7 protein-coding genes and 1 pseudogene are annotated in these 3,710 nt (G+C 35.8%); 7 read left to right on the top strand and 1 reads right to left on the bottom strand.

What is annotated here, in order from left to right; genetic code table 11:
* From HMPREF9075_RS03270 to HMPREF9075_RS03260, 4 genes are all read left to right on the top strand, one after another.
* On the top strand, nucleotides 1–502 hold a 502-nt coding region (locus HMPREF9075_RS03270), incomplete at its 5' end, for a hypothetical protein (protein WP_009751341.1).
* A 39-nt stretch (nucleotides 503–541) separates the two neighbouring features.
* The gene (locus tag HMPREF9075_RS13980; protein WP_255351820.1) at nucleotides 542–673 is read left to right on the top strand and encodes a hypothetical protein; all 132 of its coding nucleotides are present in this window, start codon (nucleotides 542–544) and stop codon (nucleotides 671–673) included.
* A gap of 83 nt (nucleotides 674–756) precedes the next feature.
* Nucleotides 757–972, top strand: coding sequence for a hypothetical protein (locus HMPREF9075_RS03265; RefSeq protein ID WP_009751339.1), 216 nt, complete (start codon nucleotides 757–759; stop codon nucleotides 970–972).
* The gene (locus tag HMPREF9075_RS03260) at nucleotides 969–1,478 is read left to right on the top strand and encodes a hypothetical protein (RefSeq protein ID WP_009751338.1); all 510 of its coding nucleotides are present in this window, start codon (nucleotides 969–971) and stop codon (nucleotides 1,476–1,478) included. Before HMPREF9075_RS03265 ends, HMPREF9075_RS03260 begins: the two co-directional genes overlap by 4 nt.
* 122 nt (nucleotides 1,479–1,600) lie before the next feature.
* On the opposite strand, the gene HMPREF9075_RS13780 is transcribed toward HMPREF9075_RS03260, so the two are convergent.
* The gene (locus tag HMPREF9075_RS13780; protein ID WP_009751337.1) at nucleotides 1,601–1,801 is read right to left on the bottom strand and encodes a hypothetical protein; all 201 of its coding nucleotides are present in this window, start codon (nucleotides 1,799–1,801) and stop codon (nucleotides 1,601–1,603) included.
* 16 nt (nucleotides 1,802–1,817) lie between these two features.
* On the opposite strand from HMPREF9075_RS13780, the gene HMPREF9075_RS03250 reads away from it, so the two are divergent.
* The 3 genes and pseudogenes from HMPREF9075_RS03250 (at nucleotide 1,818) to HMPREF9075_RS03240 (ending at nucleotide 3,442) form a co-directional block, all read left to right on the top strand.
* Nucleotides 1,818–1,991, top strand: coding sequence for a hypothetical protein (locus HMPREF9075_RS03250; RefSeq protein ID WP_232305049.1), 174 nt, complete (start codon nucleotides 1,818–1,820; stop codon nucleotides 1,989–1,991).
* On the top strand, nucleotides 1,988–2,908 hold the full coding sequence (locus tag HMPREF9075_RS03245) for a WG repeat-containing protein (RefSeq protein WP_009751335.1): 921 nt from the start codon (nucleotides 1,988–1,990) through the stop codon (nucleotides 2,906–2,908). The genes HMPREF9075_RS03250 and HMPREF9075_RS03245 overlap by 4 nt, the downstream gene beginning before the upstream one ends.
* A gap of 4 nt (nucleotides 2,909–2,912) precedes the next feature.
* Nucleotides 2,913–3,442: pseudogene (locus HMPREF9075_RS03240) on the top strand (hypothetical protein).
* Nucleotides 3,443–3,710: the final 268 nt, after the last annotated feature.

Raw genomic sequence — 3,710 nt, 5'->3', positions numbered from 1 at the left:
TAGGCACGAGCTACAAGCTCGCGCCAGCAGGGGACTTTACCAAATAATATGCTACTTTTTTTGTGCCTTTTTTTCACTAAATCAAGCTCTTTCTGAGCTTGCGAAACTTAAATATATAACAATGAAAACAAATCAAGAAATTTTAGATGATTTTGGAGAGATGGTAGTAGAAAACTGTGTCGACAGTGTGCTTGAACATTTTGAAAGTTTAAAGAGTAAGGAAAATCTCCCAGTAGTTTATGAGACTAAGAAGTTTTTTTTAGATTCGTTAACTGAAAAACAATACTCCTTATTCAGAAAAATGCTAATAAGTAGTATTGAAATGTCTATTTTTGAACTATTCAATATTTTTGAGGAAAATGAAGAGTTTAAAATTATTTATGAAGAAGACGGCAAACAAGTTGATTTAGTAAAAATTAGTGAAATGCTAAAAGCTGAACTTATGATTGAAAATGGTTGGATAGATAGGTTTAGTAAGTATTCTGATGAAAAAGAAGAATAAATTTTCTTACCTTTGCAACAAAATTAACAAGATAGAACAATGAACAATCTACTCACCCATTATCCTGTGAATTGGATAGACGGAATGAAGCTAAGCAGCAGGATACACTCTTATTATACTAGACACGAGCTACAAGCTCGCGCCAGCAGGGGGTGTGAGCCACACGGGTGATTATGGGACTTGTAGGACGGGGAGAGAATTGTGAATTTTGAATTTGGCACAAGCTGCAAGCTTGCGCCAGCGGGGGGACACTTGTGTTCCGAATCATTGACCATTTTGGGTTGGATGTAGCTGATATAGAAAGCTATGGTAGTGCGAGTAAAATTATTAAAAAAAATTGGAAAGTAGCAGCATTAGCAAGTGATATGGCACGAGGCTTTTGTGCTTGGTTTATTTTACAACATTTACGAGGTTATAAACCTTTCATTACAATAATGGAAAAAGAACAAATCTTAAAATTTAAGATATGAGAGTATTGATATTAATGATTTTAGCGTTTGGATTTTTATCTTGTGATAGTTATGACCCAAGTAAGCCAACGACTTTTTGTAAAATTAAAGGAAAGGAAATTTCATATATTATTAACAATCCTCCTGATGATACATTAGCTTTAAAAATAGAAGTTGAAAAATTTATTTATAGTAAATTTTCAGCTGACTCTATAAGAAAAAAAGATAGAACCTTTCATTTTTATAAAGCAGATAAATATTTAACTTGTGATTTTGAAGAAGGAAAACCTTACAAAATTGTACCTTGGCATATGACCTTGGATACCATTCAAGATTTGAGAAACCATATACAAAATAAAATTATTAGGTTTGCTGTGTATTGTAGAGAAGATGGTACAGGTTTTTATCGTTACGATTTCGATTATACTATGAAAGGTGAAGAACTTTATACAGAACATATATTCAGAGATTTTAACAATATAGATTCTTTATTTGAAGCAAAACAAAAAGAGTATGGTATTAAATAGTTCAGGTTTCTGTGCTTGGTTTATTTTACAGCATTTAAGAAGGTATAAGTCATTTATAACAAAAAACGTGTTTAAACTTTTTTGAGGAACTTGGAGATAAACCCTAATAGGAGCATTCCAATTCAAGTTACATCAAGATACTCATATCTCATTATCAAACCTTTATATCCGTCAAGCCAACCATTTGCTTGTTCAATTTTAAACCTATTTTTGTGCAATTCTTCATCAAAATAAACATCTGGTTGCGCTCCTTTATTAAAGCTAAATCTTTTTCCTACACTTAAAAAGGGAATAATCCATTTATTTATTGTATCTTTGCCCAAAGTTCCTGAATTTTGTGTGCTCCTTTTAGGTGGAGGTTTCGCTATCAACACCCACGCTATAGAACCTCATATAGGACTTTCGGTTTTCAATTTTGTTGATGCTAAAATAGGTTATGCTGTTGCTTTTAGAGAAAATCCCGTTTTGGAAGGATTTACACTTAGGCTCGCAATTAATTCTTTTGATAAATGAAACATATAGTCTTGTTTTCCTTATTTTTATCTCTAAATTTTCTCGGATGTCAGTCTCCCACAACTGATAAGAAAACTAATGATGTAACACCAATACCTTCTGAAAATTGGAAAGCTAATTATGATTGGGTAGAGCCCCTCTGCGAAAATAGCGTTGTAAAAGTAAGAAAGAACCATAAATTTGGCTTGGTAGACCACAATGGCAAAGTGCTTATTCCCGTTGAATATGAAGATATAGAAAGTGGTGATTTGTATTGGCGTTGGGCTAAAAAAGACGGTAAATACGGCTATTTAGACAAAAACGGAGCTGTGGTTATCCCTTTTATCTACGATGGCGCCAAAACATTCTCAGGCTTAATGGCAGCCGTGAAAAAAGGGGATAAATGGGGATTTATCAACAGAGATGCAGAAGAAGAACTTCCCTTTATCTATGATGAAGCCGAAGCTTTTTATCAAGGAAAATGGCTTTCTCCAACTTTGTGTTTGGTAAAGAAAGGCGGCAAATGGGGCTATATCGACACCGAAGGGACAGTAATAATTCCCTTTGCGTATGATGAATTAGATGATTTTTTTATGGACGACTATTGTGCTGCAAAGAAAAATGGCAAATGGGGCTATATCGATAAAAATAACAAAGTTATCATCCCTTTTATCTATGATGAAGTGGAAGATTACGACCTGAAATACATCCGTGTAGTAAAAGACGGTAAAGAGGGCGTTATCGACTTCAACAGAAAAACGGTTATCCCTATTGATTTTTACGTTATCAACCTATTAGGCAATGATGCAATGCGTATTTTTCCTACCAAAGAAACCACTATCGAGACCTGCTTTCTGTTAGATTCTTTAGGCAATTGCATAGGAGGCTGTGAATATATCCCCGAATACTACAAAACACACAAATTATTTTACCCCTAATCTAATGTATATCGCCTATCATCCATTATACAATCATCCAGTGCCCGAAAATCATCGTTTCCCGATGGGAAAGTATGCCCTCTTGCCTCAACAACTCCTCTATGAAGGCATTGCAAGCGCCTCCAACTTTCACACCCCCGAAAAAGCTACACAAGCTACAGCGGCTTTGGTGCATACGCAACCTTACTTACACAATTTCTTACACTTAACACTTTCACATAAAGAAGCGCTACCCATTGGCTTTGTACAATTTTAGATATATTGCGCAACATTTTGCCACAGCTCATAGAAGCCCATCAACCCGATTTTGTGTTTTATCAAGCAGGGGTAGATGTGCTAGCAACCGATAAGTTAGGTGAGTTATCGCTTACCGTAGAAGGTTGCGGTGAACACGATCGCCTTGTTTTTGAAACGTGTCATCGGTATCACCTGCCCGTACAATGCTCAATGGGAGGAGGGTATTCCCCACAACTCACCTCTATTTTACGAGCACACACCCAAACCTTTGCCATAGTGAGTGGTATTTATAATTAGGTGTCAGGTTTCAGGGAATAGGTTTCAGGTGAGTCGCTACACTTTCGCAAAGTCCTTAATTGCCTGTGCGGCTCGCACCTTTGCCAAAGTCTATAGACCTGACAATCAATTACTTTTAGAATATGTTATGTAGGAAAGCCAGCGATAGCTGGGTATGTGCTGCAAACGCCCACATAAATAAAACTTTTCCAAAGTGTGGGGTTGTATTGATAATTGTGATTGTAATAGTATGAGCCTCTTTTTTCTACACTTAAAAAGGGAATAATCC

It is taken from the genome of Capnocytophaga sp. oral taxon 332 str. F0381, assembly GCF_000318275.2.
In the GTDB taxonomy this organism is placed as follows: Bacteria; Bacteroidota; Bacteroidia; order Flavobacteriales; family Flavobacteriaceae; genus Capnocytophaga; species Capnocytophaga bilenii.
This window is presented reverse-complemented; position numbering and strand designations above follow the sequence as displayed.